Source organism: Pseudomonas huaxiensis (assembly GCF_003231275.1).
GTDB lineage: Bacteria > Pseudomonadota > Gammaproteobacteria > Pseudomonadales > Pseudomonadaceae > Aquipseudomonas > Aquipseudomonas huaxiensis.
Genome location: NZ_QKVL01000020.1, coordinates 1 through 20,049, shown reverse-complemented (window position 1 = coordinate 20,049; position 20,049 = coordinate 1). Strand labels below are relative to the sequence as shown.

At 64.2% G+C, this 20,049-nt stretch carries 13 protein-coding genes; 9 read left to right on the top strand and 4 right to left on the bottom strand.

The window, feature by feature from the left end:
- Positions 1–83: 83 nt before the first annotated feature.
- Both DM374_RS19820 and putP read right to left on the bottom strand, forming a co-directional pair.
- Positions 84–920, bottom strand: a complete 837-nt coding sequence (locus DM374_RS19820) for a 23S rRNA (adenine(2030)-N(6))-methyltransferase RlmJ (protein ID WP_110971424.1) — start codon at positions 918–920, stop codon at positions 84–86.
- Positions 921–1,049: 129 nt separating this feature from the next.
- On the bottom strand, positions 1,050–2,531 hold the full coding sequence (gene putP, locus DM374_RS19815; RefSeq protein WP_110971423.1) for a sodium/proline symporter PutP: 1,482 nt from the start codon (positions 2,529–2,531) through the stop codon (positions 1,050–1,052).
- Between the two features lie 354 nt (positions 2,532–2,885).
- Here putP and putA point away from each other — a divergent pair, with 354 nt between their 5' ends.
- Complete coding sequence (putA, locus tag DM374_RS19810; RefSeq protein WP_110971422.1) at positions 2,886–6,839, top strand: trifunctional transcriptional regulator/proline dehydrogenase/L-glutamate gamma-semialdehyde dehydrogenase; 3,954 nt, start codon at positions 2,886–2,888, stop codon at positions 6,837–6,839.
- Positions 6,840–6,925: 86 nt separating this feature from the next.
- On the opposite strand, the gene DM374_RS19805 is transcribed toward putA, so the two are convergent.
- Positions 6,926–7,132 (bottom strand): hypothetical protein, encoded by a 207-nt coding sequence (locus DM374_RS19805; protein ID WP_225422544.1) that lies wholly within the window; start codon positions 7,130–7,132, stop codon positions 6,926–6,928.
- A 167-nt stretch (positions 7,133–7,299) separates the two neighbouring features.
- Between DM374_RS19805 and DM374_RS19800 the strand changes: the two genes are divergently transcribed.
- The 7 genes from DM374_RS19800 to yccS all read left to right on the top strand — a co-directional run bounded on the left by DM374_RS19800 (position 7,300) and on the right by yccS (position 18,492).
- Complete coding sequence (locus DM374_RS19800) at positions 7,300–9,102, top strand: acyl-CoA dehydrogenase (RefSeq protein ID WP_110971420.1); 1,803 nt, start codon at positions 7,300–7,302, stop codon at positions 9,100–9,102.
- 31 nt (positions 9,103–9,133) lie between these two features.
- Entirely contained in the window at positions 9,134–10,576 is a 1,443-nt protein-coding gene (locus DM374_RS19795; RefSeq protein WP_110971419.1) for a TldD/PmbA family protein, read from the top strand.
- Positions 10,576–11,907 (top strand): TldD/PmbA family protein, encoded by a 1,332-nt coding sequence (locus DM374_RS19790; RefSeq protein ID WP_110971418.1) that lies wholly within the window; start codon positions 10,576–10,578, stop codon positions 11,905–11,907. Before DM374_RS19795 ends, DM374_RS19790 begins: the two co-directional genes overlap by 1 nt.
- 123 nt (positions 11,908–12,030) lie before the next feature.
- The gene (gene mdtD / locus DM374_RS19785; RefSeq protein ID WP_110971417.1) at positions 12,031–13,458 is read left to right on the top strand and encodes a multidrug transporter subunit MdtD; all 1,428 of its coding nucleotides are present in this window, start codon (positions 12,031–12,033) and stop codon (positions 13,456–13,458) included.
- Positions 13,459–13,563: 105 nt separating this feature from the next.
- Positions 13,564–14,901: an ATP-dependent RNA helicase DbpA gene (dbpA, locus tag DM374_RS19780; RefSeq protein ID WP_262153496.1), complete on the top strand. Its 1,338-nt coding sequence runs from the start codon at positions 13,564–13,566 to the stop codon at positions 14,899–14,901.
- 111 nt (positions 14,902–15,012) lie between these two features.
- Positions 15,013–16,191, top strand: coding sequence for a BaiN/RdsA family NAD(P)/FAD-dependent oxidoreductase (locus tag DM374_RS19775; RefSeq protein ID WP_110971416.1), 1,179 nt, complete (start codon positions 15,013–15,015; stop codon positions 16,189–16,191).
- A 120-nt stretch (positions 16,192–16,311) separates the two neighbouring features.
- Positions 16,312–18,492, top strand: coding sequence for a YccS family putative transporter (gene yccS / locus DM374_RS19770; protein WP_110971415.1), 2,181 nt, complete (start codon positions 16,312–16,314; stop codon positions 18,490–18,492).
- Here the strand turns inward: yccS and DM374_RS19765 are convergent.
- A complete protein-coding gene (locus tag DM374_RS19765; RefSeq protein ID WP_110971414.1) occupies positions 18,473–19,222 on the bottom strand; it encodes a substrate-binding periplasmic protein in 750 nt (249 codons plus the stop codon). The two genes, yccS and DM374_RS19765, sit on opposite strands and share 20 nt — an antisense overlap.
- A 235-nt stretch (positions 19,223–19,457) precedes the next feature.
- On the opposite strand from DM374_RS19765, the gene DM374_RS19760 reads away from it, so the two are divergent.
- Positions 19,458–19,910: a GNAT family N-acetyltransferase gene (locus DM374_RS19760; RefSeq protein WP_110971413.1), complete on the top strand. Its 453-nt coding sequence runs from the start codon at positions 19,458–19,460 to the stop codon at positions 19,908–19,910.
- The last annotated feature ends 139 nt before the right edge of the window (positions 19,911–20,049 follow it).

The following is a 20,049-nucleotide window of genomic DNA, read 5'->3' as shown; positions in this document are numbered from 1 at the left end:
AAAGGGCGGGATTATAACGCAAAGCGAGGGGGCAATAGGAGGGTTGCTGCAGGGCCCGCTCCGGACCCTGCGGGAAGCCAGAATCACTCGGCAATCAGCCAGTCCATCCGCCAGCTTCCGCCTGACTGCCCCAGGCACTGCGCCAGCCATGGCAGCAGCTCGCGCAATTCCTCTTCCAGCCCCCACGGCGGGTTGGCGATGGCCAGGCCCGAGCCGTTCAGGCTTTGCGGGGTGTCCTGCGGATGAACGTAAAGCTCGACACGCAGCAGTTTGGGCGCGCCGGTGCTGGTCAGGTCCTGGTAGAAACGCACCAGTTGGCGCTGATCCTTGATCGGGTACCAGATCGCCGCGACGGTCTGCCGCATGCGGCCGATCGTCTCTTTCATCGCGGTGGTGCAGCGCTTCAGTTCGTCAGGCTTTTCGAACGGCGGGTCGATCAGCATCACCGCGCGCTTTTCCTGCACCGGCAGCAGCGCCCGCGGCACATGCCAGCCCTCGCCGAGGTGCACGGCGACACGCGGGTCCTTCTTCATGTTGTCCTTGAGCAGGACGCCGTCTTCGGGATGTTTCTCGTTGAGCAATACCCGGTCCTGCTGCCGCGCCATGCGCCGCGCCAACTCGGGAGAACCCGGGTAGTAGCGCAGTTCGCCGTCGGGATTGAGCTTGCGCACGATGCGCAGGTAATCCTCGGTGATGGCAGGCAGGTCGTCGCGCCCCCAGAGTCGGCCGATGCCTTCGACCCACTCGCCGGTGCGGGTTGCCTGGTCGCCCTGCAGGTCATACAGGCCAAGGCCGGCGTGGGTGTCGAGATAGGCGAAAGGCTGCTCCTTGCGCGACATCAGGGCAATCAGACGGGTCAGCACGATGTGCTTGAAGACGTCGGCGTGGTTGCCGGCGTGGAAGGCGTGACGATAGTTCATGGCAACTCCTGGGAGGGCCGGGAAGTTTACCTTGTCGGGCCCGCGCCGTCAGGTTGCGCCCGCCGAAACGACAACGGCCCGCACCTCGAAGGAGATGCGGGCCGTTTCAAGCAACGATGTCAGCACACGTTACTTGTTGGCGTGGTAGTCCGCGTCAGCTTTCTCGAAGCGCGAAACCATGCTCGCCGAAGCACGGCCAGCCTTGCTCACCAGCACGATGGCGATGGTGGCAAACAGGAAGCCCGGGATGATTTCGTACAGGGTGGTACCGCTGTAGCTCTTCCACAGGATCACAGTCAGCGCACCCACCACGATACCGGCCAGCGCACCATTGCGGGTCATGCCTTTCCACAGCACGGAGAGCAGCACCACCGGACCGAAGGCAGCACCGAAGCCGGCCCAGGCGTAGGCAACCAGGCCCAGCACGCGGTTGTCCGGGTCAGCGGCCAGGGCGATGGCGATCAGCGCAACCGCCAGCACCATCAGACGGCCAACCCATACCAGCTCAACCTGCGAGGCATTCTTGCGCAGGAAGGTCTTGTAGAAGTCTTCGGTCAGGGCGCTCGAGCACACCAGCAACTGGCAGCTCAGGGTGCTCATGACCGCCGCCAGGATGGCGGACAGCAGGACACCGGCGATCCACGGGTTGAACAGGAGCTTGGCCAGTTCGATGAACACACGCTCGCGGTTCTCGGTAACAGGAGTTGCCACTTCCGGGTGCGCCGCGAAGTAGGCAATACCGAAGAAGCCCACGGCGCAGGTGCCGGCCAGGCACAGGATCATCCAGGTCATGGAGATGCGACGGGCATTGGCGATCGACTTCACCGAATCGGCAGCCATGAAACGCGCGAGGATGTGCGGCTGGCCGAAGTAGCCCAGGCCCCAGCCCATCAGCGAGATGATGCCGATGAAGCTGGCGTCGCGGAACATGTTGAAGTTTTCGGGGTTCTGCGCCTCGATCGCAAGGAAGGTGGTGTCAACGCCGCCCGTGGCGAGCAGCACGAAGATCGGCGTGAGGATCAGCGCGAAGATCATCAGCGAAGCCTGCACGGTGTCGGTCCAGCTCACCGCCAGGAAACCACCGACGAAGGTGTAGGCGATGGTCGCGGCAGCACCGGCCCACAGCGCTGTCTCGTAGGACATGCCGAAGGTGCTTTCGAACAGACGGGCACCGGCGACGATGCCGGATGCGCAATAGATGGTGAAGAACACCAGGATGACCACGGCAGAGATGATCCGCAGCAGGCCGCTATGGTCTTCGAAACGGCTGGCGAAGTAGTCCGGCAGGGTCAGCGCGTCACCGTTGTGCTCGGTCTGCACCCGCAGGCGACCGGCGACGAACAGCCAGTTGAGGTAGGCACCGACGGTCAGGCCGATGGCGATCCAGGCTTCCGACAGGCCCGACATATAGATGGCGCCCGGCAGGCCCATCAGCAGCCAGCCGCTCATGTCCGAGGCACCGGCGGAAAGCGCGGTCACCACGCTGCCGAGACTGCGGCCACCGAGGATGTAGTCGGAAAGGTTTTTGGTGGAGCGATAGGCCATGAAGCCGATCAGCACCATTGCCGCGATGTAGATCACGAACGTAATCGTGATGGGATTGCTGGTCATGTATTTCGCCCTGGCGTTTGTTTTTATGTAGCAGCAGCCTCTAACGAGGTTGCACCCAGGCGGCGCATGCTATGCAACAACGCAAATGAGGTGCAACCGTTTTTACAAAAGCAGTTGCACCTTGTGGAAAAAAATACACTGCAACGCGTTTTTGCTCCTTTTTGGCGCAAGAACGGCCGATTTCAGAAGAAAACGCACCCTATAAAGCCGTTTTTGTCGTGTGGTTTTACCCGCAAGACGAGTTGCACTTTTTTCATGAACATTTTGGGTTGCACTAGGTTGCACCCGGAATGCGGCACGGATAATCTTGGCGCCAGCTTAGCCACGGCCCAGTGGCAATAACGAGGATAAGAAATGGCGACGACCACCCTTGGGGTCAAACTCGACGACCCGACCCGTGAGCGACTCAAAGCAGCTGCGCAGTCCATCGACCGCACGCCGCATTGGTTGATCAAGCAAGCGATCTTCAATTACCTGGAGAAGCTGGAGGGTGGCGCTACCTTGACCGAACTCAACGGTCAGCCAGGCACACTTGCCGACGACGCGGGCGACGTGCAGCCCGATCATGCCCATCAGTGCTTCCTCGAATTCGCTGAAAGCATCCTGCCGCAGTCCGTACTGCGCGCCTCAATTACCTCCGCCTACCGTCGCCCCGAGCAGGAAGTGGTGCCGATGCTGCTGGAGCAGGCCCGTCTGCCGGCGCCGATGGCCGAAGCCACCAACAAGCTGGCTGCCGGCATCGCGGAAAAACTGCGCAACCAGAAAAGTGCCGGCGGCCGTGCCGGCATCGTCCAGGGGCTGTTGCAGGAGTTTTCCCTGTCGTCGCAGGAAGGCGTGGCACTGATGTGCCTGGCCGAAGCCCTGCTGCGCATTCCCGACAAAGGCACCCGCGACGCCCTGATCCGCGACAAGATCAGCACCGGCAACTGGCAGCCGCACCTGGGCAACAGCCCGTCGTTGTTCGTCAACGCCGCCACCTGGGGCCTGCTGCTGACCGGCAAGCTGGTCTCGACCCACAACGAATCCGGCCTCACCTCGTCCCTCAGCCGCATCATCGGCAAGAGCGGCGAACCGATGATCCGCAAGGGCGTCGACATGGCCATGCGCCTGATGGGCGAGCAGTTCGTCACCGGCGAAACCATCGCCGAGGCCCTGGCCAACGCCAGCAAGTTCGAAGCCAAGGGCTTCCGCTATTCCTACGACATGCTCGGCGAAGCCGCACTGACCGAGCACGACGCACAGAAGTACCTGGCGTCCTACGAGCAGGCCATCCACTCCATCGGCAAAGCCTCCCACGGCCGCGGCATCTATGAAGGCCCGGGCATCTCCATCAAGCTTTCCGCCCTGCACCCGCGTTACAGCCGCGCCCAGTATGAGCGCGTGATGGATGAGCTGTACCCACGCCTGCTGTCGCTGACCCTGCTGGCCAAGCAATACGACATCGGCCTGAACATCGACGCCGAGGAAGCCGACCGCCTGGAGCTGTCGCTGGACCTGCTCGAGCGCCTGTGCTTCGAGCCGCAACTGAGCGGCTGGAACGGTATCGGCTTCGTCATCCAGGCGTACCAGAAGCGCTGCCCTTACGTGATCGACTACGTCATCGACCTCGCCCGCCGCAGCCGCCATCGTCTGATGATCCGTCTGGTGAAAGGCGCCTACTGGGACAGTGAGATCAAGCGCGCCCAGGTCGACGGCCTGGAAGGCTATCCGGTCTACACCCGCAAGGTGTACACCGACGTTTCCTACATTGCCTGTGCACGCAAGCTGCTGTCGGTGCCGGAAGTCATCTACCCGCAGTTCGCCACCCACAACGCCCATACCCTGTCGGCCATCTACCATATCGCCGGCCAGAACTATTATCCCGGCCAGTACGAATTCCAGTGCCTGCACGGCATGGGCGAACCGCTGTATGAACAAGTCGTAGGCAAGGTCGCCGATGGCAAGCTGAACCGTCCGTGCCGCGTGTACGCACCGGTCGGCACCCACGAAACCTTGCTGGCCTACCTGGTTCGCCGCCTGCTGGAAAACGGCGCCAACACCTCGTTCGTCAACCGCATCGCCGACCAGTCGATCTCGATCCAGGAACTGGTCGCCGATCCGGTCGCCACCATCGAACGCAGCGCCACCCAGGAAGGCAGCGTCGGCCTGCCGCACCCGCGCATTCCCCTGCCACGCGACCTGTACGGCAGCGAACGCGCCAATTCCAGCGGCATCGACATGGCCAACGAACACCGTCTGGCCTCGCTGTCCTGCGCCCTGCTGGCCAGTGCCCACAACGCCTGGAAAGCCGCGCCGATGCTCGGCTGCGCCGCCAGTGAAGAAGCTGCCGTGGCAGTCCTCAACCCGGCCGACCATCGTGATGTGGTCGGACATGTCCAGGAAGCCACTGTCGGCGACGTCGACAATGCCATCCAGTGCGCCCTCAATGCCGGGCCAATCTGGCAGGCAACGCCGCCAGCCGAGCGGGCCGCGATCCTTGAGCGCGCCGCCGACCTGATGGAAGCCGAGATCCAGCCGCTGATGGGCCTGCTGGTCCGCGAAGCGGGCAAGACCTACGCCAACGCCATCGCCGAAGTCCGCGAAGCCGTCGATTTCCTGCGCTACTACGCGGTGCAGGCACGCAACGACTTCAGCAACGACGCCCACCGCCCACTGGGCCCGGTGGTCTGCATCAGCCCGTGGAACTTCCCGCTGGCAATCTTCAGCGGCCAGGTGGCTGCCGCCCTCGCCGCTGGCAACCCGGTCCTGGCCAAGCCGGCCGAACAAACCCCGCTGATCGCGGCCCAGGCCGTGCGCCTGCTGCTCGAAGCCGGTATTCCGGAAGGCGTGGTGCAACTGCTGCCGGGCCGCGGTGAAACCGTCGGTGCCCGCCTGGTGGGTGACGAGCGCGTCAAAGGCGTGATGTTCACCGGTTCCACCGAAGTTGCCCGCCTGCTGCAACGCAACGTCGCCGGCCGCCTGGATGCCCAAGGCCGTCCAATCCCGCTGATCGCCGAAACCGGCGGCCAGAACGCCATGATCGTCGACTCCTCGGCGCTGACCGAGCAAGTGGTGATCGACGTGGTGTCCTCGGCCTTCGACAGCGCCGGCCAACGTTGCTCGGCCCTGCGCGTACTGTGCCTGCAGGAAGACTCCGCCGACCGCGTCATCGAAATGCTCAAAGGTGCCATGGCCGAAAGCCGCCTGGGCAACCCCGAGCGCCTGTCCGTGGACATCGGCCCGGTGATCGACGCCGAAGCCAAGGCCGGCATCGAGAAGCACATCCAGGCCCTGCGCGACAAAGGCCGTTCGGTGTATCAGGTGGCCATCGCCGACGGCACTGAAGCCAAGCGTGGCACCTTCGTCATGCCGACCCTGATCGAACTGGAAAGCCTCGACGAGCTGCAACGCGAGATCTTCGGTCCGGTCCTGCACGTGGTGCGCTACAACCGCAAGAACCTCGACCAGTTGATCGAGCAGATCAATGCCTCCGGCTACGGCCTGACCCTCGGCGTGCACACCCGCATCGACGAGACCATCGCCAAGGTGATCGACAACGTCAACGCCGGTAACGTCTACGTCAACCGCAACATCGTTGGCGCCGTGGTCGGTGTGCAGCCGTTCGGCGGCGAAGGCCTCTCCGGCACCGGCCCGAAAGCCGGCGGCCCGCTGTACCTGTACCGCCTGCTGTCGACCCGTCCGGCCGATGCCATCGAGCAGTCGTTCCAGCGCAGCGATGTTGGCACCACGCCAGACAGCCGCATGCGTGAAAGCCTGCTCAAGCCGCTGGAAGCCTTCAAGTCCTGGGCCGCGAGCAGCCAGCAGAACGATCTGGTGCAACTCTGCGAACAGTTCGCCCGTCAGTCCCAGAGCGGCATCAGCCGCCTGCTGGCCGGCCCCACCGGCGAGCGCAACAGCTACACCATCCTGCCGCGCGAGCATGTGCTGTGCCTGGCCGACAGCGAAGCCGACCTGCTGACCCAACTGGCCGCGGTACTCGCCGTGGGCAGCTCGGCAGTAGTGGTCGACGGCGAGCCGGGCAAGTCCCTGCGCGCCCGCCTGCCGAAGGAAGTCCAGGCCCGCATCAGACTGGTGGCGGACTGGAACAAGGATGAAGTGGCGTTCGATGCCGTCCTGCATCACGGCGACTCGGACCAACTGCGCGGCGTCTGTGAGCAGGTGGCCAAGCGTCCGGGCGCCATTGTCGGCGTGCACGGTCTGTCGTCGGGTGAAACCTCGGTGGCCCTGGAGCGTTTGGTGATCGAACGCGCGCTAAGCGTGAACACTGCAGCGGCGGGTGGTAACGCCAGCCTGATGACTATCGGCTGATAGCAACTGTCGCCTGACGCGAGCAACCGCGCTCCTGCCACCTGATGGCAGGAGCGCGCTTGTCGGGGCACAGGACGCCGCAAGCACTACAGCTCTCTCATCCTCCAATCCAGCACCAACAGCCCGCTATCGTTCATCGGCAGACGGATGACCGCCAGCATCGCCGACAGCATCATCATCAGCACCATCCCGAAAACCAGCCACCATGGCGACCACGCAAAGTGCCGTCCCGTCACACGTATGCGCCTGTCCACCCGGTTCAGCAGGACATAAAGGACGATCAACTTGCGCAAAATGCCCGGGGGCATCCGCAACCCATTTGCAGATGTCAGCCGAGCATTCTCGCTGCCACCTGAGCCGGCAAGTTTCTTCTACCCCACCATCACCCAAACCTATTTCCCTGTGCACCCTCCCCTCGCCTGCCTAGACTCGCCTCATCCCCGAACAAGGAATGGCCGCCATGACCGAAACCCTGCTCAGCGCCCGCAACCTCGCCTTCGAACTCTATGAAGTACTCGATGCCGAGTCCCTGACCCGCCGCGAGCGTTTTGCCGAGCACAGTCGCGAGACGTTCGACGCGGCGTTGTCCACCGCGCGCAGCATCGCCGAGAAGTACTTCGCGCCGCACAACCGCAAGGGCGACGAGAACGAGCCGCGCTACGAGAACGGTGAGGCGGTGCTGATTCCCGAGGTGAAGCCGGCGGTGGATGCGTTCCTCGAGGCCGGCTTCCTCAATGCCAACCGTGATTTCGAAGCCGGCGGCATGCAACTGCCGACCCTACTCTCGCAAGCCTGTTTCGCTCACTTCCAGGCAGCCAACGCCGGGACCACGGCGTATCCGTTCCTGACCATGGGCGCGGCGAACCTGATCGAGAGTTTCGGCACCGAGGAGCAGAAGCGCCTGTTCCTGCAGCCGATGATCGACGGTCGCTTCTTCGGCACCATGGCGCTGACCGAACCGCATGCCGGCTCGTCCCTGGCCGATATCCGCACCCGTGCCGAGCCCGCAGGCGATGGCAGCTACCGGCTGCGCGGCAACAAGATCTTTATCTCCGGCGGCGATCACCCGCTGTCGGAAAACATCGTCCACATGGTCCTGGCCAAGCTGCCGGACGCGCCCGCCGGGGTGAAGGGCATTTCGCTGTTTATCGTGCCCAAGTTCCTGGTCAATCCGGACGGCAGCCTCGGGGCGCGCAACGATGTGACCCTCGCCGGCCTGTTCCACAAGATGGGCTGGCGCGGCACTACCTCCACCGCGTTGAACTTCGGCGACAACGGCAATTGTGTCGGTTATCTGGTGGGCAAGCCGCATCAGGGCCTGGCCTGCATGTTCCAGATGATGAACGAGGCGCGGATTGGCGTCGGCATGGGCGCGGTGATGCTCGGCTACGCCGGCTACCTGTATTCCCTCGACTATGCCCGCCAGCGTCCGCAAGGCCGGCTGCCGGACAACAAAGACCCGTCCACCGCTGCGGTGCCAATCATTGCCCACAGCGATGTAAAGCGAATGTTGCTGGCGCAGAAAGCCTACGTGGAAGGCGCCTTCGACCTGGGCCTGTACGCCGCGCGGTTGTTCGACGACAGCCACACCGCCGACAGCCCCGAGGCACGCCAGCAGGCTCAGGAACTGCTCGATCTGCTCACGCCCATCGTCAAATCCTGGCCATCGGAGTTCTGCCTCAAGGCCAACGAACTGGCAATCCAGATCCTCGGCGGCCACGGCTACACCCGCGAATACCCGGTGGAGCAGTACTACCGCGACAACCGCCTGAACCCGATCCACGAAGGCACCCACGGCATCCAGTCCCTCGATCTGCTCGGGCGCAAGCTGGCGCAGAACGGCGGCGCCGGGCTCAAGCAACTGGTGCGGCTGATTGCCGGAACCTGTGAGCGCGCTCATCAGTACCCGGACCTGGACAATCTGCGCCAGCCGCTGGAGCAACTGCTGACCCGCCTGCAGGGCGTCACCCTCGGCCTGCTCGGCGACCTGGCGAGCGGCAAGGTCAACAGCGCCCTGGCCAACTCGGCGCTGTACCTGAAAGCCTTCGGCCACTGCGTGGTCGGCTGGCGCTGGCTGGAACAGGCGATCCATGCCGAACAGGGGTTGACCGCAGGTAACTCGGCAGACCGCGACTTCTATCAAGGCAAATTGCAGGCGGCGAGGTTTTTCCTCACCTGGGAAGTACCGCCCTGCCATAATGACCTCGCATTGCTCGAGGCCCGCGATGACACCTGCCTGAGCATGCAAGACGAGTGGTTCTGAGGGGGAACCACCGGCACCCGGAGTTCCGCGCATGTTCGATTTCACCGCGCCGCTGCGCCAGCGCTTCGCAAGCCTGCGCTGCGGCGGCGAGTTTTTCTCCCTGCGCTATGTGCAGCAGTCCCAACAACACCTGTCAGTGCGCAAGAACATTGCCGAACCGCCAAGCCTGGGCCGCGATGAAGGCGCCATGCTCACCGTACGGGTCAGCGGCGTCGAGGCCTACGCCGCCACCGCCGACCTGTCCCAGGCCGGTCTGCAACAGGCCCTCGACCGCGCCGAAGCCCTGGCCCGACAGACCGCCGCTCATGCACTGCTGGACCTGCGCGATCAATCGATCGCCACCGCCCGCGCCGACTATTACTCACCCAACCTTGACCAGGCATTCCCGTCGCTGGGCGATTGCTATGACCTGCTCAATCGGGAATCGGCGGCGGTGCCGGCGGATGAGCGACTGGCCAACTGGCAGGTCAGCCTCGGCCTGACCACCGTCGAGCAGATCTATCTCAACAGTGCCGGCGCCGAACTGCGCCAGGCCCAGCGCTTTATTTTCCCTGGCCTCAGCGTCACCGCATTCGGCGACGGCGACAGCCAGACCCGCACCCTCGGCCGCGAGAACTTCGGCCAGCAAGGCGGCCTCGACGTGATCCAGCGTTGCGGCCTGGTGGGCGCCGGCGCCCGGGTCGCCGACGAGGCGCTGCAACTGCTGCTGGCGCCCAACACCCCCAGCGGCGTGCGCGACCTGCTATTGATGCCCGACCAGATGATGCTGCAGATCCACGAATCCATCGGCCACCCGCTGGAGATGGACCGCATCCTCGGCGACGAGCGCAACTACGCGGGCACCAGCTTCGTCAAAGCCAGCGACTTCGGCCATCTGCAGTACGGTTCGAACCTGCTCAACGTGACGTTCGACCCGGAAATCCGCGAAGAACTGGCCAGCTACGGCCACGACGACGACGGCACCCCGGCGCTCAAGCAGTTCCTGATCCGCGATGGCCTGCTGCTGCGCCCGCTCGGCGGTGCGCTGTCGCAGTTCCGCTCGGGCCTGGACGGCGTTGCCAACAGCCGCGCCTGCGGCTGGAACCGTGCTCCCATCGACCGCATGGCCAACCTCAATATCGAGCCGGGGGACAAGTCACTGGCGCAACTGATCGGCGGTATCGAGCGCGGCATCCTGATGCGCACCAACCGTTCCTGGTCCATCGACGATGCGCGCAACAAGTTCCAGTTCGGCTGCGAGTGGGGCCAACTGATCGAAAACGGCGAGCTCAAGGGCGTAGTGAAAAACCCCAACTATCGCGGTATTTCCTCTGGATTCTGGCGCAACCTCAGCGCCGTCGGCGACGCCAGCACCTTCCAGGTACTGGGCACGCCGAACTGTGGCAAAGGCGAGCCGAACCAGGTGGTGCGGGTCGGTCACGCCTCGCCAGCCTGCGTGTTCAGCCAGATCGATGTATTCGGAGGAGACGCCTGATGGCCGCCAGCTTCCTGCAGAACTTCCAGACGCTGGTCGCCTGGGTCCGCGACAACGTCAACGCGCCGGAGCAGTTCACCCTGAGCTACGCCGGCGAGCATTCGCAATTCATCCGTTTCAACCATGCCAAGGTGCGTCAGGCCGGTGATGTGCATCAGTCCAGCGCCAGCCTGAAATTGATCGCCGAGGGCCGCCAGGCTGAACTGAACCTGACCCTCAGCGGCGACGCCGACATCGACCGTCAGCGCCTCGGCGAAGCCCTGGCCCAGTTGCGCCAGACGCTGCCGCTGATCCCGCCCGATCCGTACCTGCTGCTTAACGACAGCGCCTGGGAAAGCCACGATCAACAGGAACCGCCGTTGCCCGACAGCGCCAGCGTGCTGAAACAGATCGACGCCGGCGCCGGTGATCTCGACCTTGTCGGCATCTATGCCGCCGGACCGATCTGCCGTGGGTTCGCCAGTTCGTCCGGAGCGTTCGGCTGGCACCAGGCCAACAGCTTCAACTTCGACTGGAGCCTGTTCCACGCCAACGGCCAGGCGGTGAAAGCCAACTACGCCGGACAGGTCTGGGACGACGAGCTGTTCGCCCGACGCCTGGCCCAGGCCCGCGAGCAACTCGACTACCTCGGCCGTCCGCTGAAAACCCTCGCTCCCGGCCAGTACCGCGCCTACCTCGCCCCCGCCGCCCTCGAAGAAATCGTCGGCATGCTCGGTTGGGGTGGCTTCTCGGCGCAGTCGATCGCCAATAAGCACAGTCCGCTGCAACGGCTGTACAGCGGCGATGCCGGCCTCAGCCCGCTGGTGAGCCTGACGGAACAGGTCAGCGGCTCGCTCAGCCCGGCGTTTTCCGAGGAAGGCTACCCGCGCAGCGACCTGCGCCTGATCGACCAGGGCCGGGCCCTTGAACAACTGACCAACGCACGCAGCGCCGCCGAGTTCCAGCACCAGGCCAATGGGGCCGAGCCGTGGGAATCGCCGAGCGCCCTGAGCATGGCCGCTGGCGATCTGGCCGAGGCCGATGTGCTGGCGCAACTGGGCACCGGGCTGTACATCGGCAACCTCTGGTACTTGAACTATTCCGACCTGCCAGCGGCGCGGATGACCGGGCTTACCCGCTTCGCCTGCTTCTGGGTCGAAGATGGGCAGATCCAGGCGCCGGTCAGCACCATGCGCTTCGACGACAGCGTCTACAGTTTGTTGGGTTCGCAACTGGAAGCCCTGACCCGAGAGCGCGAGCTGATGCTGTCCACCAGCACCTATGGCCAGCGCCAGACCGGGTCGAATCATCTGCCGGGGGCGCTGGTCAACCGGCTGACGTTGACGCTTTGAACACCTGAACACGCCCCCCTTCTCCCTGTGGGAGCTGGCTTGCCAGCGATGGCGCCCGAGCCGATGCCATCGCTGGCAAGCCAGCTCCCACAGGGGAACGAGCCGCGCATGCAAGGATTACCCATGCCCGAACGCACCCCGCTGGACCCCGTCACCGCCCGCTGGATTCCCTGGGTGGTGGCGATCGCTTTCTTCATGCAGTCACTCGACGGCACCATCCTCAACACCGCCCTGCCGGCAATGGCTCGTGACCTGGCGGAAAACCCACTGCGCATGCAGTCGGTGATCATCGCCTACATGCTCACCGTGGCCCTGCTGATTCCCGCCTCCGGCTGGCTCGCCGACCGCTTCGGCACCAAGCACATTTTCTTCGGCGCGATCCTGTTGTTCAGTCTCGGTTCGCTGCTCTGCGCCCTGTCCAGCAGCCTCGGCATGCTGGTCGGCGCCCGCATCATCCAGGGTCTCGGCGGCGCGTTAATGCTGCCGGTCGGGCGACTTGTGGTGTTGCGCGCCTACCCGCGTTCGGAGCTGGTGCGGATCATGAGTTTCATCACCATCCCCGGCATGCTCGGCCCGTTGCTCGGCCCGACCGTGGGCGGCTGGCTGGTGGAGATTTTCAGCTGGCACTGGATCTTCCTGCTCAACCTGCCGGTCGGCGTGATCGGCTGCTACGCGGTGTGGAAGTACATCCCGGACCTGCGCGGCTCGGAACGCACCCGCTTCGACGGCGTCGGTTTCATCCTGTTCGGCGCGGCAATGGTGCTGATCACCATCGCCATGGAAGGCCTGGGCGAGCTGCACCTGCCGCACCTGCGGGTGATGTTGCTGCTGTTCGCCGGCATGGCCTGCCTCGCCGCCTACTGGCTGCGTGCCGGCAGCGTCGATAATCCGCTGTTCTCGCCCAGCCTGTTCCGCACCCGGACTTTCTCGGTGGGCATTCTCGGCAACCTGTTCGCCCGCCTGGGCAGCGGCGCGCTGCCGTTCCTCGTGCCGCTGTTGCTGCAAGTGGCGCTGGGCTACTCGCCGGCCGAAGCGGGGATGAGCATGATCCCGCTGGCAGCGGCGGCGATGCTGGCCAAGTCCATCGCCCGACCGCTGATCGAGCGCTTCGGCTACCGCACCATCCTCACCGCCAACACCCTGCTGCTGGGGCTGATGCTGGCAAGCCTGGGGCTGGTGAACGAACAGACGCCGCATGCCGTGCTGCTGGTCCAGCTCGGCCTGCTCGGGGCGATCAACTCCATGCAGTTCACTGCGATGAACACCGTAACCCTGATCGACCTCGACGACGCCAGCGCCAGCAGCGGCAACAGCCTGCTGTCGGTGGTCGCGCAACTGTCGCTGAGCCTGGGCGTGGCCTGTGCCGGCGCCCTGCTCGGCGGCTTCACCGCCGCCGGCAGCGCCGAGGGTGTGGAAACCACCCTCGGGGCGTTCCAGCTCACCTTCGTCACCATCGGGCTGATGGCGATGCTCGCTGCAGCGATCTTCCTGCAACTGGCGAAGACGGATGGACGGCGTGCGCCTCGTCAGGAAGCAGGGATCGAGCCTTAGGGCGAATGGCCATGAGGCTGGTACACTGCGCGACATTTTGTTTTGCAGGCCCGCCTCGTGACCACCATTGCCACCGCCTTCGCCACCTTGCCGCTGTCCAACGCCATGCTGGCCAACCTGGACGCCCTCGGCTATGCCGAGATGACCCCGATCCAGGCCCAGAGCCTGCCGGTCATCCTCAAAGGTATGGACCTGATTGCCCAGGCCAAGACCGGCAGTGGCAAGACCGCCGCCTTCGGCATCGGCCTGCTGAACCCGATCAACCCGCGCTATTTCGGCTGTCAGGCACTGGTCCTGTGCCCGACCCGCGAGCTGGCTGACCAGGTTGCCAAGGAGCTGCGCCGCCTGGCCCGCTCCGAAGACAACATCAAGATCCTCACCCTGTGCGGTGGCGTCTCCCTCGGCCCGCAGATCGCTTCGCTGGAACACGGCGCGCACATCATCGTCGGCACGCCGGGCCGGGTGCAGCAGCACCTGAGCAAAGGCACCCTGGTGCTGGACGGGCTCAACACCCTGGTGCTGGACGAAGCCGACCGCATGCTCGACATGGGTTTCTACGACGCCATCGCCCAGATCATCGGGCAGACCCCCGAGCGCCGGCAGACCCTGCTGTTCTCCGCCACCTACCCGAGCGGCATCAAGCAACTGTCCGCCGCCTTCATGCGCAACCCGCAGCAGGTCAAGGTCGACACACTGCACGCCGACAGCCAGATCGAGCAGCATTTCTACGAGGTCGATCCTGAAGACCGCATGAACGCGGTCACCCGTGTGTTGGGGCATTTCCGGCCAGAATCATGCGTGGCGTTCTGCTTCACCAAGCAGCAGTGCCAGGAAGTGGTCGATCACCTGCAATCCAAAGGCATCTCCGCCGAAGCCCTGCATGGCGACCTGGAACAACGCGACCGCGATCAGGTCCTGACCGTGTTCGCCAACCGCAGCCTCTCGGTGCTGGTGGCCACTGACGTAGCAGCCCGCGGCCTGGACATCGATGCGCTGGACATGGTGATCAACGTCGAGCTGGCCCGTGATGCCGAGATCCACGTGCACCGCGTCGGCCGGACTGGCCGTGCTGGCGAGAAGGGCCTGGCGGTCAGCCTGGTCGCGCCTGCCGAAGGTCATCGCGCCAAGGCTATCGAAGTGCTGCAAAAAGCCCCGCTGCGCTGGGAACAGCTCGACAGCCTCAAAGCCAAGGCCGGCGAACCGCTGGTGCCAGTGATGAGCACCCTGTGCATCGCCGCAGGTCGCAAGGACAAACTGCGTCCGGGCGACATCCTCGGTGCTCTGACCGGCGATGCCGGGGTTCCGGGCAAGCAGGTCGGCAAGATCGCCATCTTCGATTTCCAGGCCTATGTGGCGGTGGAGCGCGGCGTGGCCAAGCAGGCGCTGCAGCGGCTGAACAGCGGCAAGATCAAAGGTCGGTCGCTCAAGGTCCGGATTATCTGAGTTTCTGAGGGCTAATCGCTGGCAAGCCAGCTCCCACAGGTGCTGTGCATGCAGGACCTTGTGGGAGCTGGCTTGCCAGCGATGGGGCCCTCACAGCCATAGAGAACACCCATGCACTCCACCGATGTCATCATCATCGGCGCCGGCGCCGCCGGCCTGATGTGCGCCCGCACCGCCGCCCTGCGCGGCCGGCGGGTCGTGCTGCTGGACCACGCCAACAAACCGGGCAAGAAGATCCTCATGTCCGGCGGCGGCCGCTGCAACTTCACCAACATGTACACCGAGCCGGCCAACTTCCTCTCGCAGAACCCGCACTTCTGCAAGTCGGCCCTGGCCCGCTACACCCAGTGGGACTTCATCGAGATGGTCGCCAAGCACGGCGTGCCCTATCACGAGAAAAAACTCGGTCAGCTTTTCTGCGACAACAAGTCCAGCGACATCCTGCAGATGCTCCTCGACGAGTGCGACAACGCCGGCGCCAGCCTGCGCATGGACACCCGCATCGAACACATCGAGAAACTGGAAACCGGCTACCTGCTGCAAACCAGCGCCGGCCCGTTCCAGTGCCAGTCGCTGGTGATCGCCACCGGCGGCCTGTCGATCCCGACCCTGGGCGCCACCGGTTTCGGCTACCAGGTGGCCCGCCAGTTCGGCCACAACGTGCTGCCGACCCGCGCCGGGCTGGTGCCGTTCACCATCACCGACCAGCTCAAGGCGCTGTGCACCGAGCTGTCCGGCACCTCGGTGGACTGCATCGCCAGTTGCAACGGCACAAGCTTCAGGGAAAACCTGCTGTTCACTCACCGCGGCCTCAGCGGCCCGGCGATCCTGCAGATTTCCTCGTTCTGGGAAGCCGGCGACACCGTCGAAATCAACCTGCTGCCAGACCACGACGCCCTGACCTGGCTGCAACAGCAACAGGCCGAACGGCCCAACAGCGAACTGAAGACCCTGCTCGGCGAGATCTTCACCAAGAAGATGGCCAACCTGCTGGCCGACCACTGGTTTGTCTCCAAACCGATGAAGCAGTACACCCCGACCGAGTTGGCGCAGGTCGCGGAAAAACTGGGGAGCTGGCAGTTGGTCCCGGCCGGGACCGAGGGCTACCGCACCGCCGAAGTGACCCTCGGCGGTGTCGATACCCGCGAGGTGTCGTCCAAGACCATGGAATCGCTGAAGAGCCCGGGGCTGTACTTTATCGGCGAGGTACTGGACGTCAGCGGCCACCTCGGCGGCTTCAATTTCCAGTGGGCCTGGGCGTGCGCTTACGCCGCCGCGCAGTTCGTCTGAAGTTCCGGCTAGAATCAGCTCCATCACGGAACACATTTTGCTGGTACGTGAACACCGCGACGACTTTGCGTCGCGGTGACCGCTCACTTCCGATCTCGCCCAGCAGGCCCGCCGTTCATCATGTCATCGTCTTCCTTCAGCCATTCGTTGCGTCGTCTGTGGGCCCTGGACAAATTCAGCTACAGCATCCGGGTATTGATCGCCCTCACGGGCAGCATGGCGCTGTGCTGGTACCAGGACCAGATGACGCTGCTGATCCCGCTGTTCCTCGGCATTATCGCCAGCGCCCTGGCTGAGACCGATGACAGTTGGCAGGGACGCCTCAACGCCCTGGCCGTTACCCTGGTGTGCTTCACCATCGCCGCGCTGGCGGTGGAATTGCTGTTCCCCTACCCCTGGCTTTTCGTCTGCGCGATGGCGTTGGCGGCGTTCGGCCTGACCATGCTCGGCGCCCTCGGCGAACGCTACGGGGCGATCGCCCAGGCCACGCTGATTCTCTCGGTCTACACGATGATCGGCGTCGACCAGCGCGGTGGCGAGGTCGCCGATTTCTGGCATGAACCGCTGCTGCTGGTGGCCGGCGCGGGCTGGTACGGGCTGCTCTCGGTGCTTTGGCAGGCGCTGTTCTCCAACCAGCCGGTGCAGCAGAGCCTGGCGCGGCTGTTCCGCGAACTGGGGATCTACCTCAAGCTCAAGGCGACCCTGTTCGAGCCAATCCGCGGCCTCGACGTCGAAGCCCGGCGCCTGGAACTGGCGCAGCAGAACGGCAAGGTGGTGGCGGCGCTGAACAGCGCCAAGGAAATCATCCTCCACCGCGTCGGCAGCGGCCGGCCGAGTTCGAAGGTCAGCCGCTACCTGAAGCTGTACTTCCTCGCCCAGGACATCCACGAACGCGCCAGTTCCTCGCACTACCCGTACAACGCGCTGACCGAAGCGTTTTTCCACAGCGACGTGCTGTTCCGCTGCCAGCGCCTGCTGCGTCAACAGGGCAAGGCCTGCGAGCGACTGTCGGCGTCGATCCAGTTGCGCCAGCCGTTCGTCTACGACATCGGTTTCGCCGAAGCGCTGGAAGACCTGCACGCCTCGCTGGAACACCTGCGCATCCAGAGCAACCCGGCCTGGCGTGGCCTGCTGCGCTCGTTGCGGGCGCTGGCGGCAAACCTGGCGACCCTCGACCGTCTGCTCAGCGACGCCAGCAACCCGGACAGCCTGGCCGACAACAGCGACCCGAGCCTGCTCGACCGCTCACCGCGCAACCTGGCGGATGTGTGGAATCGCCTGCGCCAGCAACTGACGCCGACCTCGCTGATCTTCCGCCACGCACTGCGCCTGCCACTGGCGCTGTCGATCGGCTACGGCATGGTGCACCTGATCCACCCGACCCAGGGTTACTGGATCATCCTCACCACGCTGTTCGTCTGCCAGCCCAACTATGGCGCCACGCGGCGCAAACTGGTGCAGCGGATCATCGGCACCGCCATCGGCCTGACCGTCGGCTGGGCGCTGTTCGACCTGTTCCCCAATGCCGTCATCCAGTCGCTGTTCGCGGTGGCTGCCGGGGTGGTGTTCTTCGTCAACCGCACCACCCGCTACACCCTCGCGACGGCGGCGATCACCCTGATGGTGCTGTTCTGCTTCAACCAGATCGGCGATGGCTACGGCCTGTTCCTGCCGCGCCTGTTCGATACCCTGGTGGGCAGCCTGATTGCCATTCTCGCGGTGTTCCTGTTCCTGCCGGACTGGCAGGGTCGGCGGCTGAACAAAGTGCTGGCCAACACCCTGACCTGCAACAGCACCTACCTGCGCCAGATCATGCGCCAGTACGCCGAAGGCAAGCGCGACGACCTCGCCTACCGTCTGGCCCGACGCAATGCCCACAACGCCGACGCGGCGCTGTCCACCACCCTGGCCAACATGCTGATGGAACCCGGGCATTTCCGTAAGGAAGCGGACGTCGGCTTCCGCTTCCTGGTGCTGTCCCACACCTTGCTCAGCTACCTCTCGGCCCTCGGCGCGCACCGCGACAGCACGCTGCCCGCCGAGGCCCGCGAACAGTTGCTCGATAGCGCCGGAGCGAAACTGGCCGAGAGCCTCGACGAAATTGCCAACGGCCTGACCAGCAAGACCCCGGTGGCAATCCACAGCGACAACGAAGAAGCCCTGGCCACTGAGCTGGAGCAGATGCCTGAGGAAATGGACGAGAACCTGCGGACCGTGCAGACCCAGCTGGCGCTGATCGCCCGTCACCTCGGCCCGCTGCGCACCCTCGCCGCACACCTGATCAAGGGGACGCCTGAGTGAACGCGTGCTCCTTGAGGATCCGTGCGTAACTGCCGTCGGCTTTCATCGCGCTGATCGCCCGGTCGAAGCCGCTGACGATCTGTTGGTGCTGGGGGTTTTTCAGGCTGACCAGGATGTGCAGGCTGTTCTCGCTGACCGGTTCGCCGAAGAACTCCAACTGATCGCGCACCGTGTCGCGCGCGCGCATTAGAAACCAGTTGGCGACGTACTCGTCCTCCACGGCCAGGCTGACCCTGCCCGCGGCGAGCATACCGATCGCCACCGGAAAGCTGCGCACCGGGACTTTCTGCAAACGCCGGTCGGCATCGAATTCAGCGGAATAGGCGTAATCACGAACCACCGCGATCGAATGGGGATAAATGTCGGAGAGGCGTTCGAACTGGATGGCGTCGGCCTTGCGCTTGAGCAGGCGGATCCGATTGTTCAGGTAGCCGTCGGAGAACTGCCCTATATGGGTGCGTGATTCGTTGTACCAGGCATTCACCAGCACGTCGTAGCGACCATCGCCAATGCCCATCAATGCCCGCGCCCAAGGCACCTGCTCGAAGTCACTGGCAAAACCCGCACGTTCGAGCGCCGTCTTGACCAAAGCGGTGGCTAGACCGCCCTGCGCCATGCTGGCATCGGTGAAAGGTGGCCAGGCATCGGCAACCAGACGAAGTTTTTCGGCATGCGCCGGGGTGACTGACAACATTCCAAGCAAACACAAGACTCGGAGCAAGGGTCGCATGCTCAAATCCTATAGCGGAGCTTCCGCGCTGTGGTTTGACCGCTTGAGCGTTTCAGTGCCAACAAATCCAGGTTGCGACGGCCAGATTACACAAACGACCGTCCGGGTGGCAGCAGCAAATGATAGCTATATGCCTCTATTCCTGCCGGTTTTGCGGACACTTTGGCTCACGACAAAAAATGTCAGCGCCGTCGAGGCTGGTTATCATCCGTGTATCCAACCAGAGAGAACCGTCATGCCCATCGACTGGATTTGCAAACATCACGCCGACCTTGGCAAAGAACAGCTCTACGCCGTGATGCAGTTGCGCAACGAAGTGTTCGTGGTCGAGCAGAAATGCGCCTACCAGGACCTCGATGGCCAGGACCTGAGCGGCGACACCTGCCACCTGATGGCCTGGCAGGACAATCAGCTAGTGGCTTATCTGCGCTTGCTCGATCCGACGTCCCAGGGTGGTGACGTAGTGATTGGCCGGGTACTTATCGCCGAGGCGGGCCGCGGCCAGGGGCTGGGCCACGAACTGATGGTTCAGGGCCTCAAGCATGCGCAAGAAAACTGGCCGGACGTGCCGGTTTATCTTTCGGCCCAGGCGCATCTGCAGGGGTATTACAGCAAGCACGGCTTCGAAGTGGCGGGCGAGGAATACGTGGAGGACGGCATTCCGCATATCGGGATGCGGCGAGCCTGAGGCACTGAATCGGTGGGCATTCACCCGCGATTACGTTCCTGCGAATAGCAGCAAACGTAGAGATGGCGGCGCTCATGGCGCCGTCCTCGATTCCAGGTCCATGTCGGCGGGCCATTCGACCTTGGGCGCCAGAAGCATC

Coding starts and splice junctions, on each gene's coding strand:
- DM374_RS19820 (WP_110971424.1), bottom strand. CDS start 920: ATGAACTATCGTCACGCCTTCCACGCCGGCAACCACGCCGACGTCTTC.
- putP (WP_110971423.1), bottom strand. CDS start 2,531: ATGACCAGCAATCCCATCACGATTACGTTCGTGATCTACATCGCGGCA.
- putA (WP_110971422.1), top strand. CDS start 2,886: ATGGCGACGACCACCCTTGGGGTCAAACTCGACGACCCGACCCGTGAG.
- DM374_RS19800 (WP_110971420.1), top strand. CDS start 7,300: ATGACCGAAACCCTGCTCAGCGCCCGCAACCTCGCCTTCGAACTCTAT.
- DM374_RS19795 (WP_110971419.1), top strand. CDS start 9,134: ATGTTCGATTTCACCGCGCCGCTGCGCCAGCGCTTCGCAAGCCTGCGC.
- DM374_RS19790 (WP_110971418.1), top strand. CDS start 10,576: ATGGCCGCCAGCTTCCTGCAGAACTTCCAGACGCTGGTCGCCTGGGTC.
- mdtD (WP_110971417.1), top strand. CDS start 12,031: ATGCCCGAACGCACCCCGCTGGACCCCGTCACCGCCCGCTGGATTCCC.
- dbpA (WP_262153496.1), top strand. CDS start 13,564: ATGCTGGCCAACCTGGACGCCCTCGGCTATGCCGAGATGACCCCGATC.
- DM374_RS19775 (WP_110971416.1), top strand. CDS start 15,013: ATGCACTCCACCGATGTCATCATCATCGGCGCCGGCGCCGCCGGCCTG.
- yccS (WP_110971415.1), top strand. CDS start 16,312: ATGTCATCGTCTTCCTTCAGCCATTCGTTGCGTCGTCTGTGGGCCCTG.
- DM374_RS19765 (WP_110971414.1), bottom strand. CDS start 19,222: ATGCGACCCTTGCTCCGAGTCTTGTGTTTGCTTGGAATGTTGTCAGTC.
- DM374_RS19760 (WP_110971413.1), top strand. CDS start 19,458: ATGCCCATCGACTGGATTTGCAAACATCACGCCGACCTTGGCAAAGAA.